The organism is Nocardia cerradoensis NBRC 101014, assembly GCF_000308535.1.
In the GTDB taxonomy this organism is placed as follows: Bacteria; Actinomycetota; Actinomycetes; order Mycobacteriales; family Mycobacteriaceae; genus Nocardia; species Nocardia cerradoensis.
Window position 1 is genome coordinate 17,748 of sequence record NZ_BAFW01000012.1, and the last position, 25,341, is coordinate 43,088.

At 68.6% G+C, this 25,341-nt stretch carries 26 protein-coding genes and 1 tRNA gene; 18 read left to right on the top strand and 9 right to left on the bottom strand.

The genetic code is table 11. The features are described 5' to 3' along the window. Positions 1-73: 73 nt before the first annotated feature. Positions 74-1,621 (bottom strand): alpha,alpha-trehalose-phosphate synthase (UDP-forming), encoded by a 1,548-nt coding sequence (locus tag ON23_RS02620; RefSeq protein WP_036497736.1) that lies wholly within the window; start codon positions 1,619-1,621, stop codon positions 74-76. Positions 1,622-1,707: 86 nt separating this feature from the next. Next, the gene (locus ON23_RS38400) at positions 1,708-1,875 is read right to left on the bottom strand and encodes a hypothetical protein (protein ID WP_167331836.1); all 168 of its coding nucleotides are present in this window, start codon (positions 1,873-1,875) and stop codon (positions 1,708-1,710) included. Between the two features lie 268 nt (positions 1,876-2,143). Between ON23_RS38400 and ON23_RS02630 the strand changes: the two genes are divergently transcribed. The 3 genes from ON23_RS02630 (at position 2,144) to ON23_RS02640 (ending at position 3,609) form a co-directional block, all read left to right on the top strand. Next, complete coding sequence (locus ON23_RS02630; protein WP_039775983.1) at positions 2,144-2,983, top strand: alpha/beta fold hydrolase; 840 nt, start codon at positions 2,144-2,146, stop codon at positions 2,981-2,983. A 149-nt stretch (positions 2,984-3,132) separates the two neighbouring features. Further along, entirely contained in the window at positions 3,133-3,375 is a 243-nt protein-coding gene (locus ON23_RS02635; RefSeq protein WP_011207082.1) for an MbtH family protein, read from the top strand. 162 nt (positions 3,376-3,537) lie between these two features. Then, positions 3,538-3,609 (top strand) — tRNA-Thr (locus ON23_RS02640). Positions 3,610-3,654: 45 nt separating this feature from the next. On the opposite strand, the gene ON23_RS02645 is transcribed toward ON23_RS02640, so the two are convergent. Next, a complete protein-coding gene (locus tag ON23_RS02645; protein ID WP_039776063.1) occupies positions 3,655-3,861 on the bottom strand; it encodes a hypothetical protein in 207 nt (68 codons plus the stop codon). A 303-nt stretch (positions 3,862-4,164) separates the two neighbouring features. Here ON23_RS02645 and ON23_RS02650 point away from each other — a divergent pair, with 303 nt between their 5' ends. The 3 genes from ON23_RS02650 (at position 4,165) to ON23_RS02660 (ending at position 7,131) form a co-directional block, all read left to right on the top strand. After that, positions 4,165-4,653 carry a hypothetical protein gene (locus tag ON23_RS02650; protein WP_157170143.1) on the top strand — a complete coding sequence of 163 codons (489 nt, stop codon included), beginning with the start codon at positions 4,165-4,167 and terminating at the stop codon, positions 4,651-4,653. A gap of 145 nt (positions 4,654-4,798) precedes the next feature. Then, complete coding sequence (locus ON23_RS02655; RefSeq protein ID WP_030517397.1) at positions 4,799-5,536, top strand: response regulator transcription factor; 738 nt, start codon at positions 4,799-4,801, stop codon at positions 5,534-5,536. Next, positions 5,533-7,131, top strand: coding sequence for a sensor histidine kinase (locus tag ON23_RS02660; protein ID WP_083903655.1), 1,599 nt, complete (start codon positions 5,533-5,535; stop codon positions 7,129-7,131). The genes ON23_RS02655 and ON23_RS02660 overlap by 4 nt, the downstream gene beginning before the upstream one ends. A gap of 1 nt (position 7,132) precedes the next feature. Here the strand turns inward: ON23_RS02660 and ON23_RS02665 are convergent, their stop codons facing one another. After that, positions 7,133-7,558, bottom strand: a complete 426-nt coding sequence (locus ON23_RS02665) for an HIT family protein (protein ID WP_039776066.1) — start codon at positions 7,556-7,558, stop codon at positions 7,133-7,135. Between the two features lie 105 nt (positions 7,559-7,663). Between ON23_RS02665 and purD the strand changes: the two genes are divergently transcribed. After that, complete coding sequence (gene purD / locus ON23_RS02670; protein ID WP_039775991.1) at positions 7,664-8,953, top strand: phosphoribosylamine--glycine ligase; 1,290 nt, start codon at positions 7,664-7,666, stop codon at positions 8,951-8,953. Positions 8,954-8,971: 18 nt separating this feature from the next. Here purD and ON23_RS02675 read toward each other — a convergent pair whose 3' ends face one another. Next, complete coding sequence (locus ON23_RS02675) at positions 8,972-9,976, bottom strand: M23 family metallopeptidase (RefSeq protein WP_039775993.1); 1,005 nt, start codon at positions 9,974-9,976, stop codon at positions 8,972-8,974. A gap of 131 nt (positions 9,977-10,107) precedes the next feature. Here ON23_RS02675 and ON23_RS02680 point away from each other — a divergent pair, with 131 nt between their 5' ends. The 5 genes from ON23_RS02680 (at position 10,108) to ON23_RS02700 (ending at position 15,349) form a co-directional block, all read left to right on the top strand. Further along, positions 10,108-11,277 (top strand): pyridoxal phosphate-dependent aminotransferase, encoded by a 1,170-nt coding sequence (locus ON23_RS02680; protein WP_039776069.1) that lies wholly within the window; start codon positions 10,108-10,110, stop codon positions 11,275-11,277. A gap of 247 nt (positions 11,278-11,524) precedes the next feature. Further along, a complete protein-coding gene (locus ON23_RS02685) occupies positions 11,525-12,229 on the top strand; it encodes a TetR/AcrR family transcriptional regulator (RefSeq protein ID WP_083870566.1) in 705 nt (234 codons plus the stop codon). Between the two features lie 6 nt (positions 12,230-12,235). Further along, positions 12,236-13,669: an adenylosuccinate lyase gene (gene purB / locus ON23_RS02690; protein ID WP_039775995.1), complete on the top strand. Its 1,434-nt coding sequence runs from the start codon at positions 12,236-12,238 to the stop codon at positions 13,667-13,669. Positions 13,670-13,800: 131 nt separating this feature from the next. Next, positions 13,801-14,271, top strand: a complete 471-nt coding sequence (locus ON23_RS02695) for an HIT family protein (protein WP_051041884.1) — start codon at positions 13,801-13,803, stop codon at positions 14,269-14,271. Between the two features lie 118 nt (positions 14,272-14,389). Then, positions 14,390-15,349, top strand: coding sequence for an alpha/beta hydrolase (locus ON23_RS02700; RefSeq protein WP_039775998.1), 960 nt, complete (start codon positions 14,390-14,392; stop codon positions 15,347-15,349). A 65-nt stretch (positions 15,350-15,414) separates the two neighbouring features. Here ON23_RS02700 and ON23_RS02705 read toward each other — a convergent pair whose 3' ends face one another. Further along, positions 15,415-15,639 carry a DUF397 domain-containing protein gene (locus ON23_RS02705; protein WP_223273481.1) on the bottom strand — a complete coding sequence of 75 codons (225 nt, stop codon included), beginning with the start codon at positions 15,637-15,639 and terminating at the stop codon, positions 15,415-15,417. Positions 15,640-15,950: 311 nt separating this feature from the next. On the opposite strand from ON23_RS02705, the gene ON23_RS37690 reads away from it, so the two are divergent. From ON23_RS37690 to ON23_RS02715, 3 genes are all read left to right on the top strand, one after another. Next, a complete protein-coding gene (locus ON23_RS37690) occupies positions 15,951-16,163 on the top strand; it encodes a hypothetical protein (protein ID WP_063065915.1) in 213 nt (70 codons plus the stop codon). A 99-nt stretch (positions 16,164-16,262) separates the two neighbouring features. After that, positions 16,263-18,440, top strand: coding sequence for a S9 family peptidase (locus tag ON23_RS02710; protein WP_051041885.1), 2,178 nt, complete (start codon positions 16,263-16,265; stop codon positions 18,438-18,440). Positions 18,441-18,545: 105 nt separating this feature from the next. Then, positions 18,546-19,265: a DUF2334 domain-containing protein gene (locus ON23_RS02715; RefSeq protein WP_039776000.1), complete on the top strand. Its 720-nt coding sequence runs from the start codon at positions 18,546-18,548 to the stop codon at positions 19,263-19,265. A 12-nt stretch (positions 19,266-19,277) separates the two neighbouring features. Here ON23_RS02715 and gad read toward each other — a convergent pair whose 3' ends face one another. Next, positions 19,278-20,723, bottom strand: coding sequence for a glutamate decarboxylase (gad, locus tag ON23_RS02720; protein ID WP_051041872.1), 1,446 nt, complete (start codon positions 20,721-20,723; stop codon positions 19,278-19,280). A gap of 162 nt (positions 20,724-20,885) precedes the next feature. On the opposite strand from gad, the gene ON23_RS02725 reads away from it, so the two are divergent. Further along, positions 20,886-22,256, top strand: a complete 1,371-nt coding sequence (locus tag ON23_RS02725) for a dipeptidase (protein ID WP_039776001.1) — start codon at positions 20,886-20,888, stop codon at positions 22,254-22,256. 27 nt (positions 22,257-22,283) lie between these two features. Here ON23_RS02725 and ON23_RS02730 read toward each other — a convergent pair whose 3' ends face one another. Beyond that, complete coding sequence (locus ON23_RS02730; protein WP_039776003.1) at positions 22,284-22,928, bottom strand: MBL fold metallo-hydrolase; 645 nt, start codon at positions 22,926-22,928, stop codon at positions 22,284-22,286. A 193-nt stretch (positions 22,929-23,121) separates the two neighbouring features. Here ON23_RS02730 and purS point away from each other — a divergent pair, with 193 nt between their 5' ends. Together purS and purQ are read left to right on the top strand one after the other, a co-directional pair. After that, on the top strand, positions 23,122-23,358 hold the full coding sequence (gene purS, locus ON23_RS02735) for a phosphoribosylformylglycinamidine synthase subunit PurS (protein WP_030517414.1): 237 nt from the start codon (positions 23,122-23,124) through the stop codon (positions 23,356-23,358). Further along, the gene (gene purQ, locus ON23_RS02740) at positions 23,355-24,041 is read left to right on the top strand and encodes a phosphoribosylformylglycinamidine synthase subunit PurQ (RefSeq protein WP_036497761.1); all 687 of its coding nucleotides are present in this window, start codon (positions 23,355-23,357) and stop codon (positions 24,039-24,041) included. The genes purS and purQ overlap by 4 nt, the downstream gene beginning before the upstream one ends. A gap of 12 nt (positions 24,042-24,053) precedes the next feature. Here purQ and ON23_RS02745 read toward each other — a convergent pair whose 3' ends face one another. Further along, complete coding sequence (locus ON23_RS02745; protein WP_174376454.1) at positions 24,054-25,319, bottom strand: Glu/Leu/Phe/Val dehydrogenase dimerization domain-containing protein; 1,266 nt, start codon at positions 25,317-25,319, stop codon at positions 24,054-24,056. Between the last annotated feature and the right edge of the window lie 22 nt (positions 25,320-25,341).

Below are 25,341 nucleotides of genomic sequence, written 5' to 3' on the forward strand. Positions count from 1 at the left end.
TAACCCGCCTCGGATCGCTGGGTAGTCGCCGATAACGCCGGCCCCGCCCCGCCAGGTAGCGTTCGCCGCAGGTCTAGCGCTCCGCGCCTCCGGGATCCACATCCGCGTCGGTGAGCAGGGCACTGCCGGCCACCCGATCCTGGGCCAGCGCGTCGAGGAAGGAGCGGGCCCAGCGGTCCACGTCGTGGGCGAGCACCTGGCGGCGCAGCGAACGCATCCGGCGGCGCTTGGTCTCGGGATCGTCCTCGATCGCGGACATGATCGCGTTCTCGACGCTGTCCAGATCGTGCGGGTTGCACAGGTAGGCCTGCCGCAATTCCGCTGCGGCGCCGGTGAATTCGCTGAGGACGAGGGCGCCGTTGAGGCCGCTGTGCGAGGCCACGTACTCCTTGGCGACCAGGTTCATGCCGTCGCGCAGCGGGGTCACCAGCATCACGTCGGCGGCGACGAAGAAGGCGACCAGCTCGTCGCGGGGGATCGGGCGGTGCAGATAGTGCACGAAAGGGTAACCGACGCGGGAGAATTCGCCGTTGATCCGGCCGACCTGTCGTTCGATGTCGCCGCGCATCTGGATGTAGCTCTCGACGCGTTCGCGACTCGGCGTGGCCAGCTGCACCATCACCGTCTCGGCCGGGTCGAGCCGGCCCTCATGCAGGAGTTCCTGCAGCGCGGCCAAGCGGATATCGATGCCCTTCGTGTAGTCCAGGCGGTCCACACCGAGCAGGATGTGCTTGGGATTGCCGAGTTCTCTGCGGATCTGGGCGGCGCGCTCACGCACCGAACGTCTTCGCGACAGCTCGTCGAGTTCGGCGGAGGCGATCGAGATGGGGAAGGCGCCGACCCGCACGGTGCGGAAACCGACCTGCACCACACCGAGTTTCGACCGCACGCCGACCGTGCCGCGCGAGGTGGGTTGTCCGGCAAGCCTTCTCGCCAGGTACAGGAAGTTCTGGGCGCCGCCGGGCAGGTGGAAGCCGATCAGGTCGGCGCCGAGCAGACCCTCCACGATCTCGGTTCGCCAGGGCAGCTGCATGAACAGCTCCACCGGCGGGAACGGGATGTGCAGGAAGAAACCGATGGTCAGATCGGGCCGCAGCATGCGCAACATCTTCGGCACCAGCTGCAGCTGGTAGTCCTGCACCCACACCGTCGCGCCCTCGGCGGCCACCTTCGCGGTGTATTCGGCGAAGCGCCGGTTCACATCCACATAGGCCGTCCACCAGTCGCGGTGGTACTCCGGCCGCACGATCACGTCGTGATAGAGCGGCCACAGCGTGCCGTTGGAGAACCCCTCGTAGTAGGCGGCGACCTCCTCGGCGGTGAGCGGCACCGGATACAGCTCCAGGCCGTCCTCGATGATCGGGTCGACATCCACGTCGGGGACGCCGGCCCAGCCCACCCACGCGCCGTTGTTGTTGCGCAGCACCGGCTCCAGGGCCGTGACGAGGCCGCCCGGACTGCGCTTCCACCGCTTGGTCCCGTCGGGGAGACGTTCCAGGTCCACCGGGAGCCGGTTGGCGACCACGACGAAACCGGAGCCGGCGCCCCCGGGACGGTCCGCTGGTGCGGATTCGGTTTCCGGCGAAGCGTCTCGAGATCGATCGCTGCGTATGTCGCGCATCTGGTCCACTGCTGGATCCTCCGGTCGCCGAAATGGCGGAGCTAGGCGTGGGTTTTAGTTGTCATGAGCGCTGCGGCGCGCTCGTTCTACTCGCTGCGCGCGCTGGGACCGATTCCGAGCATCGACAGCAGCATCCGGCATTCGTCGGCATCGGTGGCGTAGGCGGCCACGACGCGCTGTGCCTGCCGGGCGGTCTCGTCGGCGAGCGGTTCCAGGTCGTCGTCCGCGATGTCGTTGGCGCTCTTCGCGGCCATCATCGTGTCCTCTCGGCTCGGGGTCGTGGCACGGCGGTGGGGTTCGACCGTCGTGGTGTCGGCGCCGTGCGGTGTCAATGGTATCGGTCGCCGCACAGGGGCCCGTCGGCTTGGTGCCCACCGCTGCCGAACCGCAACAGCGGTGGGCGACACCCGTCACACCGGCGAAACGCCGGAGCCCCGCGAACCTATAACGTTGGTAAGGAGGCGAATTTCGCCCGCCTCGGTTACCGAGCACCGCACGAACGAGTGGAAAGGGTCGCAGCACATGCCGTTGGCCACGGTGAATGGAATCTCGCTGAACTACCAGGTGAAGGGAGACAAGGCCAAAGGCACCGACACCAAGGGGGCCGCCCCGCTGGTCGTGCTGATCATGGGCACCGGCAGTCCCGGCCGGGTGTGGGAGTTGCACCAGGTTCCGGCGCTGGTGGCGGCCGGTTACCGGGTGTGCACGTTCGACAATCGCGGTATCGCTCCGTCGTACGAGGCGCCCGACGGGATGACCATCGACGAATTGGCCGCCGACACCGCCGCGCTGATCGAATACCTCGACGAGGGCCCGGCCCTGGTCGCCGGCACCTCGATGGGGGCGCGGGTGGCCCAGGAATTGGCCCTGGCGCGCCCCGACCTCGTGCGTAAAGCCGTTTTCATGGCCGGACACGCGCGGCTCGACCAATTCCAGAAGACCCTCTCGCTGGGCGAGCACGAACTCGACGCCTCCGGCGTGCGACTGCCCGCCAAATACGACGCCGCCGTCACCGCGGTGATGAATCTTTCGCCCGCCACGATGGCCGATCCGAATTCCGCGCGCGATTGGCTGGATCTGTTCGAATTCACCGGCGGACCGGCATCGCCGGGAATCCGGGCCCAGCGCCGGATGGACCACGATTTCGATCGGTTGCAGGCCTATCGGGCGATCAAGGTCCCGTGCCTGTCCATCGGATTCGCCGACGATCGGATGATCCCCGCATATCTGACCCGTGAGCTGGCCGAAGTCATTCCCGACGCCCGCTACCAGGAGATCCCCGACGCCGGTCATTACGGGTATCTGGAACGCCCGGAGGCGGTCAATAAGATCCTGCTCGATTTCTTCGCGGGCTCGAGGTAACCACCAACGCGTAACGTCGGTCTTGCTAGTGTCGACACATCGCTCGGGGGCTACGGCTCTGGTCGGTCGGTTTCGGCTCGTGCCCGCGCCCCGCGAGTTTCCGTACACAGCGCGTTCCCGTACACAGCGCCAGCATCCAGTGAGGTGAAATGAGCACCAACCCCTTCGACGACGAGGACGGCCGCTTCTTCGTTCTGGTCAACGACGAGGAGCAGCATTCCCTGTGGCCTGCTTTCGCCGAGGTCCCGGCCGGGTGGCGAGTGGTGTTCGGCGAGGACAGCCGGGCTGCCTGCGTCGAATACGTGGAGAAGAACTGGACGGATATGCGGCCCAAGAGCCTGCGTGACGCGATGGCCGCCGACGACGCGGCTCGCCAGGGCGCCCAGTCCTGATTCCGCGCCGGAACGCACGGCGCGGCGCGCGACGGTGATCGGCGGCTGTGTGATGCCCTGAGCGGGCACACGCAGCCGCCGCGACCGCGTCGTTCCCTCCTGCGGTAATGCGCGATTTTTCCGGACGGCCCGCGCCCCGGTTATGATTGCACCGCTTCACCCGCCTCCTTAGCTCAGTGGTAGAGCACCGCTCTTGTAAAGCGAAGGTCGTCAGTTCAATCCTGACAGGGGGCTCTCTCGGCTCCGGCCTGCGACAGCAGGCCGGAGCCTTTTCTGTCGTCAGGGCAGATGCATCAGCTGACGGGCCAGGCCGAACAGGCGGCTGCCGAGCTTGAAGACGGGGATTCCCAGCGGAATCAACAAGATCGTCACGCACAACACGGCGCCGAGGATCCACACCACGACCGCGAGCAATGCGACCACCGTGCCCAGCACGGCCGTCAGGATGCCCAACACCACGTCGAGCAGGCCCCGTATCGCTCCCATGACGACCTTTCCGGTGTCCATTCTGCTCTTTTCTCGCGCCGTGTGCTCTGCTCCGGGCCGCCGTGATGAAAGTTAAGCGCCTGCCACTCTGCGATGAACGGCCGAAAAGTCGTCAGCAAAACCGTCGCTAAACCTTGGGTGCCGACCTGGCGGTTTCCTTTTCGGGTCATTGCGCCGCTCCGAACCGTCCCCCTAGCGTCGGGCCCCGTTGCCGCGGCTGGTGTTCGGACCGGAATTCCGACCCGAGCAGATTCGTGGCAACGCACCTGATGAATCAATCGAAATGAGGAGATGACCGTCGATATGACACCAGCCACCCGCCGGATCCTGGCAACGACCGCCTTCGCCGCCCTCTCGGTCTCGATCGCCGGCGCTACCGCCTCCGTCGCCTCGGCTGACACCCCCTCCGCCGCGCCGACGACCAGCAGCGCGCCGTCGGCTCCGAAGCTGTCCACGGGCTCGGCGTTCGGCGCCGACAAGCGCGCCGACGGCGACGGTGACGACCAGCCGGCCGCGCCCTCCGTGGACGCGATCCAGAAGGTCCTCACCAAGATTCAGAACACCGACAAGCCGGAGGACCTCGAGAAGTCCCTCGACAAGGACGTCGACACCCTCACCCACAACGAGGCCGCCGTGCCCGCCGAGGTGAAGAAGGAGTTCGCCAAGTTCCGCCAGGAACTGCAGCAGGCCAAGGTGAAGAACAGCCTCGACGGCAGCTCCGCCGCCGACACCCTGAAGACGATCAAGGGTGACGCGAAGACGCTCGGCGCCGATCTGAAGGCCGCCGCATAAGAAGCACACGCCTGTCGACCCGCCGATCCGGGAGGCGCCGCCCGGATCGGCGGGTCGTTCGCTGTCCGGGTCGCGCAGGCGGCTCGCAGGAAACTCCCAGACTACGTTCAGCGCATTCCGGGCTGCAGGAGAGACGATATCCAGCATGAGTGGAGTGGCTGGCGATCGAACCCCGGAGGCTCGGGTGCTGGTGGTCGACGACGAGCCGATGATCGTCGAACTGCTGTCGGTGAGTCTGCGCTATCAGGGTTTCGAGGTGGCCACGGCCGCCAACGGCGCCGAAGGGCTGGACCGGGCCAAGCAGTTCCGGCCCGACGCCCTCATCGTCGACGTCATGATGCCCGGTATGGACGGCTTCGGCCTGCTGCGCCGGCTGCGCGCCGACGGCATCGACGCTCCGGTCCTGTTCCTCACCGCGCGAGACGAGGTCGAGGACAAGATCACCGGTCTCACCCTCGGCGCCGACGACTATGTCACCAAACCCTTCTCGCTCGAGGAGGTGGTGGCGCGGCTGCGGGTGATTCTGCGCCGCTCCGGTCACGTGGTGGAGGAGACGAAGTCCTCGCGCATCCGCTTCGAGGACATCGAACTGGACGACGACACCCACGAGGTGTGGAAGGCCGGGGAACCGGTGGCGCTGTCGCCGACGGAATTCACGCTGCTGCGGTACTTCATGGTCAATGCCGGAACCGTGCTGAGCAAGCCGCGCATCCTCGACCACGTCTGGCGCTACGACTTCGGGGGCGAGGTGGGCGTGGTGGAGACCTACGTGTCCTACCTGCGCAAGAAGGTCGACACCGGCCCCGACCGGCTGATTCACACCCTGCGCGGTGTCGGCTACGTGATGCGCGCACCCAGCCGCAGCCGGTCGTCGGCGAAATGAGCGATCCGCGCTCGGTGCGGGAGCGCGCCGTCCACGACGCGTCCGACATCGAACCGGTGCGCCCCACCGGTGAATCCGAACCGGGGACCGATCCCGGATCCGGCGGCGTCGCCGGGCCCGCCGCGGATGCCGCGGGCGTCGCACCGCCTCGGCGTGGAATTCGGCGCCGGATCTCGCGTCGCCTGGCCGCGGTGCCGCTGCGGGTCACCCTGGTGCTCGCGCTGGTCTGCCTGGCGGGCCTCGGACTGCTGGTGTCGGGTGTCGCGGTGACCTCCGCGATGCGAAACGTCCTGATCGACAAGGTCGATCGGCAACTGTTCGACGCCTCCCACAGCTGGGCCAGCCCCGATGCGACACCGCCCCAGCATCTTCCGCAACCTCCGGGGCGGGAGCGCCCGCCCGCGCTGTTCTACGTGCAGGTGACCGGGTCCACCGGAAATCAGCGTCTGCTGCTGAGTTCGGGGCCCACCGTTCCGGACACGCCGTCGGATCTGTCGAAACATCCCGAGACCGTGGGATCGGTCGGTGACCCGAGCGAACATTGGCGCGCGATCAAGGTGGTGACACCCCAGGGATCCAGCGTTGTCGCGTTGCGGCTCACCGAAACCGAGAACATCATCGACCGCCTGATCGGATTGCAGGTCGCGGTGGGCCTGATCGTACTGGCGGTGCTCGCGGTGGTGGCGCAGTTCGTCATTCGCCGGAGCCTGCGCCCGCTCGGCGAGGTGGAGAAGACCGCCGCGGCCATCGCGAGCGGCGATCTGCATCGCCGAGTTCCGGTGCAGGGCACCAACACCGAGGTCGATCGGTTGTCACAGTCGCTCAACGGCATGCTCTCCCAGATTCAGAGCGCCTTCGCCGCCACCGAGGCATCCGAGGAATCCGCGCGGCGTTCGGAGGCCCGGATGCGGCGATTCGTCGCCGATGCCAGCCACGAACTGCGCACCCCGCTGACCACGATCAAAGGTTTCGCGGAGTTGTATCGGCAAGGGGCGCTGGCGGATCCGGCCCTGTTCATGGATCGGATCGAACGCGAATCCAAGCGGATGAGCCTGCTGGTGGAGGATCTGCTGATGCTGGCGCGCCTCGACGCGCAGCGGCCGGTGGAACGGCGGCCGGTGGATCTGCTGGCACTGGCCAGCGATGCGGTGCACAACGCCCGGGCCGTCGACGCGGCGCAGCGGCCCGAGGAGCCACGTCGGCCCGTAGACCTCGAAATACGCCCGGGGACAGGAACTTTGGAGGTGCGCGGTGACGAAGCGCGCCTGCGTCAGGTGCTGAACAATCTGGTCAACAACGCGCTGATCCACACTCCTCCGGAGGCGGCGGTCACCGTCGCGCTGACACCCGCGCCGGACGAGGTCGTCATCGAGGTCAGCGATACCGGGCCGGGTCTGCCTGCCGAGGACGCCGAGCGCATCTTCGAACGCTTCTACCGCACCGACACCTCACGCAGCCGCGACAGCGGTGGCACCGGACTGGGCCTGTCGATCGTGCAGGCGCTGGTCGCCGCGCACGGCGGCACGGTCTCGGTGCGCAGCGCGGTGGGACAGGGCACCACGTTCGCGGTGCGCCTGCCCCGTTCGCAGGAGTGATTCAGGCGGGCACGTTCGCGCCGTAACCGAGATCGCGCAGCGCCTGCTTGATCTTGTCCTGCGCCTCGTCCAGCGACTCCGGGCTGGGATCGGTGTCCGCGCCGGAGATGTTGAAATCGCCCAGTTCGAACGCCGGGAAGACGTGCACGTGCAGATGCGGCACCTCCAGCCCGGCGATCAGCAGGCCGGCCCGCGGCGCGTCCCACGCCTTGCGCACCGCCTGGCCGATCTTCTGGGCGACCTCGTTGATCCGCGCGAACGTGGCGGGATCCAGATCCTGCCACTGGTCGATCTCCTTGCGAGGAACCACGAGCGTATGACCCTGGGTGACCGGGGCGATGGTCAGGAAGGCGACGAATTCCTCGTCCTCCCACACGAACCGCCCCGGCAGCTGTCCGGCAATGATCGCGCTGAATACAGATGGCATGGGTTTCATATTGCCCCGCCCGGGCGGGAGGCGGTGGCCGGGGCGGCCTGCTGTCCTCCCGGTACCCGCATCCGGTGTTCACCTGCGTCCCCTAAGCTGTCACGCGTGCGCGTACTCGTCATCGGATCCGGAGCCCGTGAACACGCCCTGGTGGAGGCCCTGCGTCGGGATCCCGGGGTCACCGCGATCGCGGCCGCGCCCGGCAATCCGGGGATCGGCCAGGTCGCCGAGGTGCGGGCGGTCGATCCGGCCAGTGCGGAGGCCGTCGTCGGCCTGGCCCGCGATTTCGCCGCCGATCTGGTGGTGATCGGTCCCGAGGTGCCGCTGGTGCTCGGTATCGCCGATGCGGTCCGGGCGGCGGGCATCGCCTGCTTCGGCCCGTCGGCCGCCGCCGCGCGGATCGAGGGATCGAAGGCCTTCGCCAAGGATGTGATGGCCGCGGCCGGGGTGCGCACCGCGCACAGTGAGGTCGTCGATCATCCGGGCGAACTCGACGCCGCGCTGGATCGCTTCGGACCGACCTGGGTCGTCAAGGACGACGGGCTGGCCGCGGGGAAGGGCGTGGTGGTCACCGCCGATCGGTCCGCGGCCCGCGACCACGGCGCCGAACTGCTCGAACAGGGCCATCCGGTGCTGCTGGAATCGTTCCTCGACGGCCCCGAGGTCTCCCTGTTCTGCCTGGTCGACGGCGAGACCGTGGTGCCGCTGCTGCCCGCGCAGGATCACAAGCGCGTCGGCGACGGCGACACCGGTCCCAACACCGGCGGCATGGGCGCCTACACCCCGCTGCCGTGGCTGCCGCCGGAGACCGTCACCGAGATCGTCGACGACGTGGTGAAACCTGTTGCCGCCGAAATGGTTCGGCGCGGCGTCCCGTTCTCCGGCCTGCTGTACGCGGGCCTCGCGATCGGCCAGGCCGGTCCCGCCGTCGTCGAATTCAACTGCCGCTTCGGCGATCCCGAGACCCAGGCCGTGCTCGCTCTGCTCGACAGTCCGCTCGGCGCCCTGCTGCACGCCACCGCGACCGGAACCCTGGCGCAGGCGCAGGCGCCGGTCTGGAAGGACGGCGCGGCGATCACGGTGGTGCTGGCGGCGGAGAACTATCCGGGCCGTCCCCGCACCGGCGACGTCATCTCCGGCACCGAGAGCACGCCGGCCGCCTCGGGCGCGAATGCCGAAGTGCTGCATGCCGGTACGTCGCTGCGCGCGGACGGCGCGCTGTTGTCGGCCGGCGGCCGGGTGCTGAATGTCGTTGCGACGGGCGGTGATCTGACCGAGGCCCGGGCGAACGCCTACGAGCGCATCGCGGGAATCAAGTTGCCCGGTAGCCACTTCCGCACCGATATCGGCCTCGCCGCCGTGGAGGACAGGATCTCGCTGCCCACGCGGGTGTAGTCGTCACAGCGGTCCGGGTCAGCCGACCTGGATGCCGTGCACGGCCAGCCACGGCTGCGGATCCACGTGTTGTCCGCCGATGAGGATTTCGAAGTGCAGATGCGGGCCGGTGGAGTCGCCGCGGTTGCCGATGCGGGCGATCTGCTGACCGGCGCGCACCCGCTCGCCGACCGAGACCGAGAAGTCGTACATGTGGCCGTACACCGAGATGGTGCCGTCGTCGTGGCGGATGCGTACCCACAGTCCGAAGCCCTGCGCCGGCCCGGCGTCGATGACGGTGCCGTCGGCGACCGCGTAGATCGGTGAGCCGATGGGCGCGGCGATATCGATCCCGTAGTGGAAGGTGCCCCACCGGCCGCCGTACCCGGAGGTGAACACCCCGCGCGCGGGTAGCGCGAAACCACCGATGCCCGGGGCGATTCCGTCCGGAGCGATGCCGCCGGGAATGGTGGTGGCCGGTCCGGACAGCCACGGTTGCGGCGTCCCGGCGACCGCGGCGGCGGCCTCGGCCTTGGCGCGGTCGAGGGTGGCTCGCGAGGCCGCGGCCACGACCTGCGCCTCGCGCATGCGCTCCCCGTTGTCGATGGCGGCCAGATAGCGTTTGCTGGTTTCGGGTTCGGCCTGCACCTGCAGCGGATAGGCGACGGCGATCCGTTGTGCCGCGCCGGGTTTCGGCGTCGATTCGATCGGCTGCGGCGCCACGGTGTCGGCGGCGGCGAACAGTCCGACCACGACCATCCCGATCACCAGCACCCGATGGTCGCCGACCCAGCCGCGCAGCCGGGGCCACAGGGTCTCGAATTCCTCGCGCCAGTCCCGATTCCGCAGCGCACGACGCCACCGCCGCGACCGCGCACGCCATTCGACCGCCGCGGCCTGCCCCAGGTCGCGTGAGCGCCGGGCCGAGGACCGCATCCGGCCGGTGAACGAGGGGCGGTCGCGGCGCAGCGTCGTTCGCCAGTCGGGGCGGATCACGGTCCAGCCCCCCTGGTACGACTTCGCGCGGCGTGCCTGGTCAGGCATTCTGCCGACGATAACAGGGGGCCGCCCGCACGCGCAGGCAGGCGCGGCGGCGCACAGCAACGTCTCAGACATCCGGCGCCGAGGACTACGCCGCGCGCCGGCCGGCGGACGCGGTGTTCTACCGTCGTCCGGTGCGCAGTGAATCCCGGCGGTCCACCGTTCCGACCTTCTATGTCATGGATGTCTGGAAGGCCGCGGCCGAACGCGCCCGCACCCACGGCGATGTGCTGGTCCTGGCGGCCGGTCAGCCCTCCACGCCCGCCCCGGTGCCGGTGCGGCGGGCCACGCGGGTGGCCCTCGACGCCGAATTACTCGGCTACACCGAGACTTTCGGCATCCCGGAACTGCGCACCACCATCGCGGCCCATCACCGCGACACCTACGGCGTCGAGGTCGAGGCCGACGACGTGGTGATCACGACCGGCTCCTCGGGCGCGTTCACGCTGATCTTCCTGGCCGCATTCGACGTCGGTGACACCGTCGTGGTCGCTCGGCCCGGTTATCCGGCCTACCGCAACACCCTCACCGCACTGGGCTGCCGGGTGATCGAACTCGACTGCGGCCCCCGGACCCGGTTCCAGCCGACGGTGGCGATGCTGGAGGAGCTGCCCGAACCGCCCGCCGGTGTGATCGTGGCCAGCCCGGCGAATCCGACCGGCACCATGATCGCCCCCGACGAGCTGGCCGCGCTCGCCCGCTGGTGCGACGACCACGGCACGCTGCTGATCTCCGACGAGATCTATCACGGCATCGCCTATTCCGGAGACGACGGCGATGCCGAACCGGTGAGCTCGGCCTGGGAGACCTCGCGGGAATCGGTGGTGATCGGATCGGTGTCGAAGTATTTCTCGATGACGGGCTGGCGGCTGGGCTGGATGCTGGCGCCCGCGCGGCTGCGCCCGGCGCTGCAGCGGCTGGCCTCCAATATGACCGTGTGCCCGCCGGCGATCTCGCAATTCGCGGCGGCGCACGCGTTCGGCGCCGAGGCGAAATCCGAACTCGACGGACACGTCCGCCGCTATGCCCGCAACCGGGCGTTACTGCTCGAGGGGCTGCCCGCCCTCGGGATCACCGATCTGGCGCCCGCCGACGGCGCCTTCTACGCGTACGCCGATATCGGTCACCTGAGCGAGGATTCGACGCGCTGGTGCGCGGATCTGTTGGCGCACACGGGCGTCGCCCTCGCACCGGGAATCGATTTCGACACCCGTCACGGACACCGCACGGTCCGCTTCTCCTTCGCCGGCGCCACCGCGGATATCGAGGAGGCACTCGTGCGACTGGGCCGATATCTGAGCTGACGCACAGACTTTCCGTACCGGCCCACCGGAGCGCGTGGATGCGGTACAAATGATTCGGGTTGTGATTTCAACCCTTGCTATTTCGAACCGGTCCCGGCTGTCCGCTCGGACCGGATCCCGGAAATTTGCGCGGTCCCATGGTCGATTGCACAGCAACGATTCGGCCGGGATTGCACAGACGCACAGATTTGCACAGATCGCACCGATTTGGCACGGATGAACCGATGATGACTGGCACGATGACACGGTGATCACCGCGACGACCCCGAAAGGCGAAAGGCGTCGCCAAGCGTTGGTTGCGGCTGCCGCGGAGTTGCTACTCGAAGGCGGCTTCGATGCCGTGCGCCACCGTTCGGTGGCGACGCGCGCGGATCTGCCCCTGGCATCCACGACCTACTATTTCGAATCGCTCGAAGATCTGATCGCGCGCGCGGTCGAGTTCAGCGGCAATGCCGAACTGGAGTCGATGCGCCGCCGGATCGGCGAGGTCACCCACCGCAAGCGCGGCGCCGAGGCGACCGTCGATCTGGTCGTGGATCTGATGGTCGGCACCGACGGACCCGACGAATTCGCGCGTGGGCGGCTGATCGCCCGGTACGAGCGCTCGGTGGCCTCGGCCCGGCATCCGGAACTGCGCGAGGTGCAGCTGCGGTTACGCGCCCAGCTCGAGGACCTGCTGGCCGATGTGCTGCGCCGATCCGACCGCATGGTGCGCACCGACCAGTTGCGCCGGCTGGTGGCGGTGGTCGACGGTGCGGTGGTCGCCGCGCTGGCCGAATCCGATCCGCAACCGCGCCGCACCGCCCGCGGCGCGCTGCTGGAACTGATCGATGTGATCGCGCCGCCGGTGCCGCAACCGCTGATGGCGCCGCAGACCGTGCCGTCGGCCGCGGCACAGCATCTGCCCGCGGCCATGCCCCAGCAACCGAGCAGGCATCGAACACTAGACTGACTGTTCGTGAGTCTGGTCCCGAACGTCCTCGCCACCCGGTACGCGAGTCCGCAGCTGGTGCAGTTGTGGTCGCCCGAGAACAAGATCGTGCTGGAGCGCCGGCTGTGGCTCGAGGTGCTACGGGCCCAGACCGAACTCGGCGCCGCCGGTACCGAGGCGGTCACCGCCGAAGTCCTCGAGGATTACGAGCGGGTGCTGGGCGAGGTCGATCTGGCCTCGATCGCCGAACGCGAGCGGATCACCCGCCACGATGTGAAGGCGCGCATCGAGGAGTTCAACGCCCTCGCCGGTCACGAGCAGATCCACAAGGGCATGACCAGCCGGGATCTGACCGAGAACGTGGAACAGTTGCAGATCCGGCTCTCGCTGGAACACGTCTACGAACACGGTGTGGCGGTCGCCGCCCGGCTGGCCGAGCGGGCCGCCGAGTATCAGGCGCTGGTGATGGCCGGTCGCTCGCACAACGTCGCGGCGCAGGCGACCACCCTGGGCAAGCGGTTCGCGAGTGCGGCCGACGAGGTGCTGATCGCGCTGCGCCGGGTGCGCGAGCTGATCGACCGGTATCCGCTGCGCGGGATCAAGGGGCCGATGGGCACCGCCCAGGACATGCTCGATCTGTTCGACGGCGACGCCGCCAAACTCGCCGAGCTGGAGCAGAAGGTCGCCCGGCATCTGGGTTTCGCGACCGTGCTGACCAGCGTCGGCCAGGTCTACCCCCGCTCACTGGACCACGACGTGATCTCCGCGCTGGTCCACTTGGGCGCGGGCCCTTCGTCGTTCGCGCACACCGTGCGCCTGATGGCCGGGCACGAACTGGTCACCGAGGGTTTCCAGCCCGGGCAGGTCGGCAGTTCGGCGATGCCGCACAAGATGAACACCCGCTCGTGCGAGCGCGTCAACGGTCTGCAGGTGGTGCTGCGCGGCTACGGCTCGATGGCGGCCGAACTGGCGGGCGCGCAGTGGAACGAGGGCGATGTGTTCTGTTCCGTGGTGCGCCGGGTCGCGCTGCCGGATGCCTTCTTCGCCATCGACGGCATGATGGAGACCTTCCTGACCGTCCTCGCCGAATTCGGCGCCTATCCGGCCGTGATCGAGCGCGAGCTCAACCGCTACCTGCCCTTCCTGGCCACCACCCGCATCCTGATGGCGGCCGTCCGGGCCGGGGTCGGACGCGAGAGTGCGCACGAGGTCATCAAGGAGCATGCGGTCGCGGTCGCGCTGGCCATGCGGGAGCAGGGCCGCGAACCGGATCTGCTGGACCGCCTCGCGGCCGACGACCGGATGCCGCTGGACCGCGCCGGACTGGAGGCCGCCCTGGCGGACCGGACGGCGTTCATCGGCGCCGCCGAGGCACAGGTGAGCGATGTGGTGGCGCAGGTGCAGAAGCTGATCGACGCGCATCCGGAGGCCGCCCGCTACACCCCCTCGCCGATTCTGTAACCGCCACCGGCCCGATGGTCGCGGCATCGAATCCGCCCGGCGCCGCCGTGCGCGCGGTGGTGTCGCGCGTGCTCGGCGCCGTGCGAATGGTGCGGCGGCGCAGGCGAAATCGCCGACTAGGGTTGCCGGATATGGACCCCTATACGATTTTCGCCGATATCGTCGCCGGGCGGGCGCCCTCGTCCAAGGTCTACGAGGACGACGATGTTCTCGCCTTCATGGACATCCGTCCGATGACGCCCGGTCATCTGCTGGTGATTCCGAAGGTGCCGGCGCGCAGCCTGGCCGAACTCGATCCGGTCATCGGCGGCAAGCTCTTTCAGGTCGCGCAGCGTCTGGCGGCCGCGCTGCGGGAATCCGAGGTGCGCTGCGACGGGGTGAATCTCTTTCTCGCCGACGGTGTTACGGCCGGGCAGGAGGTCTTTCACGTTCATCTGCATGTCATTCCGCGCACGCCCGGCGACGGCTTCGGGCTGCGCAATCGCGCGACGACCCCGCCGCGTGCGGACCTCGACTATCTGGCCGCATCGATCCGGGGTGCGGCCGGGCGGGCGCAACCGAATGCCGCGAGCGGACAGGACGGAAAGTGGTGGCTCACCTGAGTCGTGCTGCGGACCGGACGGTTTGCTGAGGAAACGCCAGGAGGTCGAAAGCTCCGCACGGCACCACGGTGTGCGTTACTTTAAGTAGCAGTTGTGGTGGGTCGACGGAGGTGGGGACATGCGACGTTCATTCGTTGCTGCAGTTGTGCTGACAGTCGGGCTGGGCGTCTTCGGTCCCTGGATGGGCCCACAACCACGCGCATCGGCGGCGCGGGTGGTCGGGGAAAACGATATGAGCCCGACCCGGACGGCGCTGTTCATCGACTCTCCAGCCATGGGACGCACCGTTCAGGTCCAGGTCCTGCATCCGGCCGGTGGGGGTGCGCGGCCCTCGTATTATCTGCTCGACGGGCTCGATCCCGGTGTCCAGCAGAGCACCTGGACCAACGCCACCGATGCCGAACCCTTCTTCCTCGGTAAGAACGTCAATGTCGTTCTGCCGATCGGCGGGCAGGCGAGCTACTACACCGACTGGCAGCGCGACGATCCGCATTTCGGCCGCTACCGGTGGGAGACGTTCCTGACGCGCGAACTTCCGCCGATCATCGACGCCACCTTCTCCGGCAACGGCGTGAACGCGATCGGCGGCCTGTCGATGGGCGGAATCGCGGCGTTCGTTCTGGCCGTTCGCCATCCGGAGCTCTACGAGGCGGTGGCGGGCTACAGCGCGTGCCCGGATCTGGGAATCGCGCAGGGGGCGATCATGTTCTCGATCGCCAACCGCGGCGGCAACCCGTTCGATATGTGGGGTGCGCCGGGAAGTCCGGAGTGGGGTGCCCACGATCCGGCGCTGCTGGCGGATCGGCTGCGCGGCAAGACGCTCTACCTGTCCACCGGCACCGGTATCCCCGGTCCGCACGAGGCCGAGATCAAACCGCAGCTGCCGGAGAACATCGTGCTGGGCGGGCCGATCGAGGCCGGCGTGGACGTCTGCGTCACCGCCTTCGAACAGCGGCTGCGCGGTATGCGCATTCCGGCCCGGGTCGATCACAGCCCGGTGGGAACGCATTCCTGGTCGTACTGGCAGGACTATCTGCACGCGTCCTGGCCGACCGTCGGCGCGGCGATCGGAGCCTGATCGCCGGGCGTCCGATCGGCGCGGGCCCGCGACGGCCCGCGCGACCGGATTTTCCAGGGCTGCGTTCAGTGCGGCTGGGCGCCCGGGCGGTTGAATTCGCCGTCCTTGGCGCCGGCGACGAACGCCCGCCACTCGCCGGGAGTGAAGATCAGCGCCGGCCCGTCCGGATTCTTGGCATCGCGCAGCCCGATATTGCCGCTGGCCAGGAAGGCCACCTCGACACCGCCCTCCCCGTCGCCGCTGCGCTGCCAGACCGCCCCGGGTTCGATCTCGCGATTCTTCGCTTCCAACCTGTGCTCCTGCATCGATGTGATCGCCCGCCGGAATCCGCACGGGCGCTGCCGTCCCCGAGCGTAAGCGGTCGGAAGCCGCCGCACCGGCGTCGTTTCCGAATCCGCGTGAACCGGCATGGCCGGAATCACACCGATATGCCGACCTGCGGAATGTGGCATTCGTCCACCCCTCCCGGCAACACCGCTGGTTTACGCCGCAACCTGATCGGAAACCCCATCCACTGTGGCAGTTGGAGGGCGTCGACTGGTCAAGAGACCGAGAAGGCGTGCCCTGCCGCACTGAAGGGACGACAAGGATGGAGCACCGCATGGCACCCGTCTTCGACAGTTGCGCGGTGGTGCCCCGGCACCTCACCGTCGAGCAGGCACACAACATCCTGCACAGTCACAGCAGCTGTCCCACCGACCAATGCCCGCGTCGTAAAGCCGCACTGTTCTTCCTGATGGAATCTCGTCGTTCGGCCCGCGGCAACGGGCGTGACCTGCGTCGGCCCGCACCGCGGACCACCGGCCTGGGGTAGCGCGGACCGAGTTCGCGCCCCCGCACTCGCCGATCCGCTCGTGTCGGCGGGCGTGGGGGTGCGCGCCCGGACTCGGCCACCGCGATTACGGTGGTCACCATGGCTCTCGACAGTGGTACCGGAACCATCCAGAACACCGGCGACGACGCGGCGGCGGTGACCCCGCCGGTGGCCAAGAAGGTCCCGGCCGAACGCACCCATCACGGTGACACCTTCGTCGACTTCTACGAGTGGCTGCGGGACAAGGACGATCCCGAGGTCATCGCCCATCTCGAGGCCGAGAACGCCTACACCGACGCCCAGACCGCCCACCTGGCCCCGCTGCGCGCGCGGATCTTCGACGAGATCAAATCGCGCACCCAGGAAACCGATATGTCGGTTCCGGCGCGGCTGGGTGACTACTGGTACTACTCGCGCAGTTTCGAGGGCAAGCAGTACGGCGTGCACTGCCGCTGCCCGATCGCCGACCGCGACGACTGGACCCCGCCGCAACTCGAGGTCGACATCGAGATCCCCGGCGAGGAGATTCTGCTCGACAGCAACGTGCTGGCCGAGGGGCACGACTTCTTCGCCCTCGGCGCCTATTCGATCAGCCATGACGGCACCCTGCTGGCCTACTCCACCGACACCGTCGGTGACGAGCGATATGTGCTGCGGTTCAAGGATCTCCGCAGCGGCGAACTGCTCGGCGACGAGATCCCCGGCACCGCGCCGGGAGCGACCTGGTCGCTGGACGGAACTCACGTCTTCTATCAGACCGTCGACGAATCCTGGCGGCCCGACACCGTGTGGCGCCACCGCCTCGGCACCGCGAAGACCGACGACGTCACGGTGTTCCACGAGCCCGACGAGCGCTATTGGGTCAGCATCGGCGCCACCCGGTCAGAGAAGTACCTGATGATCTGGGTCGGATCGAAGATCACCACCGAGGGCTGGATTCTCGAATCCGACGATCCGGAGGGCGAGTTCCGGGTGCTGCTGCCGCGCCGCGAGGGTGTGGAGTATTCGGCCGAGCACGCGGTGATCGGCGGGCAGGACCGGTTGCTCATCCTGCACAACGATGTGGTCGACGGTGTGAAGGCCGAGAATTTCGTCCTCACCGAGGCGCCGGTGGACGATCCGGCGGCGATGACCATGCTCATCGGCCATCGCGACGATGTGCGGCTCGAGGACGTCGACTGCTTCCGCGATCATCTCGTGCTCTCGTATCGGCGCGAGGCGCTGCCGCGAGTCGCGGTGTGGCCGTTGACTTCCGAGGGCTACGGCGAACTGCGCGAACTGGAATTCGGCCTGGAGCTGTTCTCCGCCGGTGTGGGCTCCAACCCGGAATGGGCGCAGCCGACGCTGCGGCTGGGCGTGACCTCGTTCATCACCCCGATGCAGGTCTTCGACTACGTGCCGGCCACCGGTGAGCTGATGCTGCGCAAACAGCAGCAGGTGCTCGGCGGCTACGACCCGGACGACTATGTGCAGCACCGGGATTGGGCGACCGCGGCGGACGGCACCCGGATTCCGATCTCGGTGGTGCGCCGCCGCGACAGCGAGGATTCCGGTCCGAAACCGTTGCTGCTCTACGGATACGGCTCCTACGAGGCCAGTATCGACCCCGGTTTCTCGGTGTCGCGGCTGTCGCTGCTCGACCGCGGCATGGTGTTCGCGGTCGCCCATGTGCGCGGCGGTGGTGAGATGGGCCGGCTGTGGTACGAGAACGGCAAGACGCTCACCAAGAAGAACACCTTCACCGATTTCGTCTCCTGCGCACGGCATCTCGTCGACACCGCCGTCACCACGCCGCAGGTGCTGGTGGCCGACGGCGGCAGTGCGGGCGGGCTGCTGATGGGTGCGGTGGCCAATCTGGCCCCGGAACTGTTCGCGGGCATCCTCGCCAATGTGCCGTTCGTGGATCCGCTCACCTCGATCCTGGACCCGTCGCTGCCGCTGACGGTCATCGAATGGGACGAGTGGGGCAATCCGCTGGAGGATCCGCAGGTCTACGCCTATATGAAGTCCTATTCGCCGTACGAGAACGTGGCGGCCGTGGACTATCCGGCGATCCTGGCGATCACCAGCATCAACGACACCCGCGTGCTCTATGTCGAGCCCGCGAAATGGGTCGCCGCCCTGCGGGCCACGAAAACCGGCGATGCCCAGCTCCTGCTGAAGACCGAGATGAGCGCCGGGCATGGTGGCGTCAGCGGGCGCTACGAGAAGTGGAAGGAAGTCGCCTTCGAATACGCCTGGGTGCTCGACCGGGTCGGTCTCGGCGAGGTCGGCTGAGGGCGGTTTCGGGCGGACCGTGCGGTCGGGTGCCCGCGCCGGGAATTCGTCGGGGCGTCACTTCGGCTGCACGGTGGCGACACCTGCCGCGCGCACAGTGGAGTCATGAGCGGCAACGACCGGGGGTTCGGGCAGCTGATCGTCTCGGTGTCGGGTATTCGCGACACCACACTGGACCAGGCGCGCGCCTTCGCGGCCGAGATGGACGGCCGCGGGGTACGGCTGTCGCTGCTGGTGGCGCCGCGGTTGAAGGGGAAATACCGGCTCACCGAGGATTCGCGCACCCAGCAGTGGCTGCGGGAGCGGCGTGCCGCGGGTGACGCGATCGTGTTGCACGGCTACGACCAGGCCGCGACCAAACGTCGCCGCGCCGAATTCGCCGCGCTGCCCGCGCACGAAGCGCGCCTGCGCCTCACCGCCGCTGACCGGGTGATGGAACAGATCGGCCTGCGTACCCGACTGTTCGCGGCACCGCGCTGGACGGCCTCCGAGGGCGCCGTCGCCGCCCTGCCCGAGGTCGGCTTCCGGCTGGCGCTGGGATTGACCGCCATCCACGATCTGGAACGGGATACGGCCCAACGCTGCTGGGTGCACGGCGTCGGTGAGGGTTTCCGGGCCGAACCGTGGTGGTGCCACGCACTGATCATGAGCGCGGCCCGCATCGCGCGCCGCGGCGGAACGCTGCGGCTGGCGGTCTCGGCCGCGCAGCTCTCTCGGCCCGGACCGCACCAGGCCATGCTGGACGCCGTCGATCTGGCCCTGTTCCACGAGGCGGTTCCGGACGTCTACCGATGGGAGCCGTACGCCATGCCGCACGCGGCCTGAGCCTGCCCGACATCAGCGAATGTTCGCCGGATCGTCCCCGGCCGCACGCCGCAGGTCCTGCACCTCGGTGACGATCGCCTCGTCCGATACGACGGCGGTGGCGTCGTGGGTGAAGCCGCCGGCCTCCTTACGGGTGAGTGAGGTGGACAGCGGATGCTTCTTCAACTGGTCGATGCAACGGTCGATATCGGCCAGCAGCAGATCGGCCATATCGTGGGTGAAGCCGTGCCGGACGACCGCGCGCATGATCGTCTCGTCCTGCCGGTCGGCGGGCAGCGGATAGGCGGCGATCAGCCAGCCGCGTGAGCGCAGCCGTTCCGACAGGTCGTACAGATTGAAGCCGGGATCCTCGCGCAGCCGCCACGACACCGCGCTGATGCCCCGGGTGGGGGTGCCGTCGTGGATCATCTCGAACAGCCCGGTCTCGGTGAGTCCGTGGGCCAGATGTTCGGCGACGCGGTAGATCGCCGACTGCAGCCGGGTGTAACCCGTCCGGCCGAGCCGGATGAAGTCGTAGTACTGGGTGATGGCCTGGCCGCCGGGACGGGAGAAGTTCAGATTGAAGGTGGCCATACGGCCGCCGAGGTAGTCGACGTCGAACACGAGTTCGTCCGGGAGGTCGGCGGCCGTGCGCCAGAGTGCCCAACCGGCGCCCAGCGGGGCCAGGCCGGTCTTGTGCCCGGAGGCGTTGATCGATTTCACCCGCGCCAGCCGGAAGTCCCAGACCAGATCCGGCGCCGTGAACGGGGCGAGGAATCCGCCACTGGCGGCATCGACGTGCAGCGGGATGTCCAGGCCGGTGCGGGCCTCCAGATCGTCGAGGGCCGCGCTCATCGCGGCGACGTCCTCGAACAGTCCGGTGAAGGTCTGACCCATGGTCGCGACGACCATGATCGTATTCGAATCACAGTGTGCGGCAATGTCGTCGGGCTCCAGCATGTACTTGTTCCCGTGCAGCGGCACCTGCCGGATCTCGACGTCGAAATAGCGCGCGAACTTCTCCCAGCACACCTGCACCGGCCCGCAGACGAAATTGGGGATGCCCTGGCCGCCGTTCTTGCGCCAGCGCGTCTTCGCGGCCAGCCCGCCGAGCATCGCCGCCTCGCTGGACCCGATGGTGGAGGTGCCGCGCGTCGAACCGGGATCGGGGCAGTGCCACAGGTCGGCCACCATGCGCACACACCGCCGCTCGAGTTCGGCGGTCTGCGGATATTCGTCCTTGTCGACGATGTTCTTCGCCACGCTCTGCGCCATCAGCCGTCGGGCGTTGTCGTCGATCCAGGTGGTGCAGAAGGTGGCCAGATTCATCCGCGACACGCCGTCGAGCATCAGCTCGTCGTGCACGATCTGGTAGGCCTCCGGGCCCGGCATCTCGCGGTGCGGAAAGTGGTGTTTGGGTGCGCCGCGATCCAGATCGGGCATCGCGAACAGGTCGTCGGATTCCGATGATGCAGACATCTCGTCCTCTCCGGTGGTCGGATCGCGGTCGAGCTCTCCCTCATCATGCCCCGCCGCGATTGCGGGACGGTCGCGAACGCGAGGGACAAATCGGGCGAATTCCGGCCCGCGCCGCGCCCGGCGCCGATGCGTCCGGACCGGGAAGGGAGTTAGGTTGGGTACATGACCGACGAATCTCGGACGGCGGCCCTGCGCGCACAGGTGCGCGCCTTGATGCCGCAGGCGAAAGCCGATCTGGCCCAGTTGGTTTCGTATCGATCCGTGGCCGATGCCCGGCAGTTTCCGCCGGAGGAATGTCATCGGGCGGCGCGATGGGTCGCCGATGCCTTCGCCGGCCTCGGTCCGGCCGACGTCGGCCTGCACGAGACGCCCGACGGTAGCGAGGCGGTCGTGGCCCGGTACCCGGCTCCGCCCGGTGCCCCCACGGTGCTGCTGTACAGCCACTACGACGTGCAGCCGCCGGTGGACGAGGCGGCCTGGGAGACTCCGGTGTGGGAGCTCACCGAGCGCGACGGCCGCTGGTACGGGCGCGGCGCGGCCGACTGCAAGGGCAATATCGTCGTCCATCTGACCGCCCTGCGGGCCCTGCGGAACACGCTGGGAGACAAGGGTTATCCGGTCGGCATCACGGTGGTCTGCGAGGGCTCCGAGGAGCAGGGCACCGGCGGTCTGGAGGAATTCGTTCCGGGGCATGCGGACCTGCTGCGCGCCGACGCACTCCTGATCGGTGACTGCGGTAATTTCGCGGCGGGCGTACCGACCTTCACTCAGACCCTGCGCGGCAACGTGAACGTGCTCGTCACCGTCGAAACCCTCTCGGGCCCTTTGCATTCCGGCATGTACGGCGGGGCGGCCCCGGACGCCGTCGCCGCGCTGATCCGGGTACTCGCCACGCTGCGGGACGAACACGGGAACACCACGGTGGACGGGTTGGCGGCCGATCAGGTCTGGGACGGCGCGCAGTATCCAGTCGAGCAGTTCCGGGTCGACGCCGGCATCCTCGACGGTGTGCAGGTGCTGGGCAGCGGCAGTATCTCGGACATGCTCTGGGCGCGCCCGGCCCTGACCGTGCTGGGCATCGATGTGCCGCCGGTGGTGGGATCGGCGGCCGCCGTCCAGCCGAGCGCGCGGGCCCGATTGAATCTGCGGATCCCGCCCGGCGTCGATCCGGCTCCGGCCTTGAAAGCCCTTACCGCACATCTGGAATCGCATACGCCGTGGGGTGCGCGGGTGCGGATCGAGACCGAGGGGACGGGTGCGCCCTTCCGGTCCGGTACCGGCGGCCCGGCGCGGCTGGCGATGGAGGACGCCTTCGCCGCCGCCTACGGCCGCACCGCCACCACGCAGGGGCAGGGCGGTTCGATTCCGCTGTGCAACGTCTTCGCCGAGACCTATCCCGACGCCGAGATCATGCTGCTCGGCGTCGAGGAGCCGAAATGCCTCATCCACGCCCCGAACGAGAGCGTCGATCCCAGCGAGATCGAGCATGTGGCACTGGCGGAGGCATTGTTCCTGTCCTCCTACACGCGGTGACAGGTCTACGAGGACCGGAGACGCCCGCTAGAAGGTCTTGTTGTCCTCCGGCTCGATGAGCGCGAATTCGGTGTCGGCCGGGCGCATTTCGGACAGGCGGCCGAAGTAGATGCCCTGTGCCTCCGGCGCGATGATGCCGTAGTGGATGGGGACGGCGGTGCGCGGCGCCACGGCGCGCAGATAGTCCACCGCCTCGCTGATCTTCATCCACGGCGCGACCGCCGGCACCGCCAGCACCCCGACCGATACCGGCGGCACCCACAGCGAATCGCCCGGGTGCACGAACTGTGCCGGATCGTCGGCGCTGCCGAGCTGGAAGACGGTGTTGTCGACGACCGGCAGCTCCGGATGGATCACCGCGTGCTTGCCGCCGCCGCCGGTGATCTGCAGATCGCCGATGGTGACGACATTGCCCGCGTGCACGGCCTGCCACGGCTCACCGCGCTGCTGTGCGGTCTGCGGATCGCTGAGCAGGCGGGCGCTCGGATTCGCATCGACCAGGGCCTCGATCCGGTTGGGATCGATGTGGTCGGGATGCTGATGGGTGATCGCGATCGCGTCGAGTCCCGTGATGCCTTCGAAGCCGTGCGAGAAAGTGCCCGGATCGAACAGGATCTTCGCGCCGTTCAATTCGACGAGGACGCAGGAATGACCGAAGTGGGCGATGCGCATGGATTCACGCTATCTCCCCCCGCCGCGGCGTGGGCCCGGACGCGGCAGCCCGTGTAACCACGCAGGGGCCGCGCGGAGGCCGGCCGGCAGGCGCTGTGACGTCCCTCGCAGGGGCCGCGGCCCGGCGCGGCGCCCGGGAGTAGCCCCGATTAAGCTGTTGTGGTAATCCCCCCACCAGCTTGAGGAGCAACGCGTGGCACGAGTTGTGGTCGAGGTGATGCCGAAGGCCGAGATCCTGGATCCCCAGGGTCAGGCCATCGCCGGCGCGCTCGGACGCCTGGGTTTCCCGGGTGTGTCGGATGTGCGGCAGGGCAAGCGGTTCGAACTCGACATCGACGACAGCGTCAGCGATGCCGAACTCGAGAAGATCGCCGAGGCCCTGCTCGCCAATACGGTGATCGAGGACTGGAAAGTGGTGCGGCTGCCGTGACCAGCTCTGCGCGAATCGGTGTCATCACCTTCCCCGGCACGCTCGACGACGTCGACGCGGCGCGCGCGGTCCGGCTGGCCGGCGCCGAAGCGGTGAGCCTGTGGCATGCCGACGCCGACCTCAAGGGTGTCGACGCCGTGGTGGTGCCGGGCGGATTCTCCTACGGCGACTATCTGCGCGCCGGCGCCATCGCGCGGTTCGCGCCCGTGATGGGCAAGGTCGTCGAGGCCGCCGGTAAGGGTATGCCGGTATTGGGAATCTGCAACGGTTTCCAGGTGCTGTGCGAGGCCGGACTGCTGCCGGGCGCGCTGACCCGCAACGAGGGTCTGCACTTCGTCTGCCGGGATCAGTGGCTGCGGGTGGAGTCCACCGCGACCGCGTGGTCCTCGCGCTACGACGCGGGTGCCCAGATTCTGGTCCCGGTGAAGAACGCCGAGGGCCGCTACCAGGCCTCGCAGGCCGTGCTCGACGAACTCGAGGGCGAGGGCCGGGTGGTCTTCCGCTACGTGGGCGGCAACCCCAACGGTTCGCAGCGCGATATCGCCGGCATCGCCTCGCCGAACGGTCGCGTCGTCGGTCTCATGCCGCATCCGGAACACGCCACCGAGCCGCTGACCGGGCCGAGTGACGACGGACTGGGAATCTTCCTCTCGGTCCTCGACAGCCTCGTCACCACGGCCTGATCGGCCTGTCGTTCAGGGGATCACGACCGCGCCGGTGGTCGGTGCCGGGTCTTCCGCCCAGCGTCGGCCGGTCTCGCGCGGCGTGATGCCGTCGTCGGTCCAGGCGGACAGCAACCGCGCGACCTTGGTGTGCATGGTGGTGCGCAGGCGATCGAAGGATGTGTCCGGCACGTCGTCGACCTGACCGAGCAGCAGCCACCACGCCCAGGCCACCGCACCGGCATTGGCGACGAAGTCCGGCAGCACCGGCACGCCGCGGGCGGCGAGCATGGCCTCCGCCTCCGGCGTGGTGGCGGCGTTGGCCGCCTCGACGACGACGCGGGCGCGCACGTCGAACGAGTTGTCCGGCGTGATCGCGTACGAGATGGCCGCGGGCACCAGAATGTCGACCTCGGCGGACAGCACCGCGGTGCGCGGCAGTTGCTCGACGTCGGCCGGCAGCCGGGAGCGATCGATCTCGCCGTAGTCGTCGCGCAGTTCCAGCAGTGCCGGAATGTCCAGTCCGCCGGCCCGGTGCAGGGCCCCGGCGGCATCGGCCACCGTGGTGACGCGCATTCCCGCCTCGTGCAGGTAGTAGGCCGCGGCGCCGCCCATCGTGCCGACGCCCTGAATCGCGACCGTCGTCTCGGCCGGCATCCGGCCCCAGGAGACGGCCGTGGCGAGGCAGGCGTGCGCGACACCGTAACCGCCGATCACGTCGCCCAGCAGGAAACCGCCCTCGACCGCCGCGTTCAGGCCGTCGCGGACCCGTTCCAGGGTGGCGACCGGATCGGCGGCGCGGCGGATCGCGGCGTGATAGCTCTGGCCCAGGCCCAGCTTCTCGAAGACCTCGTCGATCAGATGTTGCGGGACACCCAGGTCCTCCGCGGTCACCCAGTGCGCGTCGATCCACGGGCGCATGGCCTCGCAGAATCGCTCCAGCACTCCGACGGCGCGCGGATCTTTCGGGTCGAAGTCGATACCGCCCTTCGCACCGCCGATCGGCAGGTCGAAGGTCGCAGTCTTGGCGGCCATCCCGCGCGCCAGATCCTCCACCTCGCTCAGCGTGCAGCCGGCCCGCATGCGGGTGCCGCCCGTGGCCAGGCCACCGCGCAGGGTGTGGACGACGAGGTAGCCGACGGCGCCGGTGGCCGCATCGGTCCACTGCAGTCGCAGGTACGGCTCGGGGCGGCGGATCGCGGGGGTGACCGGGGTGTCAGTGGGCACCGCCGGGACGGTGGCGGGCACCGCCGGGAGGGCCGGTGCGGTGTCCTCGGCCGGGTTGTGGATCGTCGTCACGGCGAACTACCTCCTTCGCGTT